Origin of the sequence: Rhodovulum viride (assembly GCF_003265965.1) — a bacterium.
GTDB lineage: Bacteria > Pseudomonadota > Alphaproteobacteria > Rhodobacterales > Rhodobacteraceae > Rhodovulum > Rhodovulum kholense.
This window is the reverse complement of the sequence record NZ_MUAV01000142.1, coordinates 1-711: the sequence shown is the minus strand read 5'-3', so window position 1 is coordinate 711 and position 711 is coordinate 1. Positions and strand designations below refer to the sequence as shown.

The window sequence follows — 711 nt, the reverse complement described above, 5'->3', positions numbered from 1 at the left end:
TCCCTTGACCATCAGTTCGAACTCCCGCTCGGTCAGCCGGTCCCCGGCCTTGAGCCTGGTCACGATGCCGTCGAGCCCTTCGGACTTGACGGCCGAGATCTTCGCCCGGTCGTTCATCGGGAAGGTCACGGGCGAGACCTCCCAGAGATCGGCCTTGCGGATCAGGCGCACCGCGCCCTCGGGCGCGGCCTCGCGCGTGCGATAGCCGATCGACAGCCCGCCGATGGCGCCCGCCTTCATCAGCGCGTGCACCTCGCGCGCCCGGGCCACCTCGAGCACCAGCCGCCCCTTGCCCCAGAGCCCCCGCGCATCTTCGGCCAGATCGTCCCAGATGCCGATCGGCTGGTGCGGATCGTGGTTCCAGAGCATCTTGATGCTGCGCCCCGCCTGCCGGGCCTTCGCCATGCCCTCGACAAAGGCGCCGGGCGCGATCCTGTCGCCGCCCCGGTCGACATTGCCGAAGATCGCGGCATAGCCCTCGACCGTGCCCTCGTCGGTCAGCGCCTTCAGATCGAGCGCAAAATCACTGGTTTCCATCGGTCTTCCCCGCTTCCATGATCGGAACGTTCTGCTTCTGGATGCGCGGCACGTCCCCGCCGGGGACGGGCGGCAGCCCCTCGAGGCGCCGGACCTCGTTGATCGACATCGCGCCCATTTGCGTCATCGGGCCGTAGAAGGCCGCGCGCTCGGCGCTCGACCCGCGCAGGAGCG

Annotated in this window: 1 protein-coding gene and 1 pseudogene; both read right to left on the bottom strand. The window is 69.3% G+C overall.

Annotated elements, in window-relative coordinates; translation table 11 throughout:
* A partial coding sequence (locus tag BYZ73_RS21505; RefSeq protein WP_112317592.1) for an HK97 family phage prohead protease occupies positions 1–537 on the bottom strand: 537 nt, incomplete at its 3' end.
* Positions 524–711, bottom strand: a pseudogene (locus BYZ73_RS21500) (phage portal protein); the annotation flags it as partial. The pseudogene BYZ73_RS21500 and the gene BYZ73_RS21505, both read right to left, overlap by 14 nt.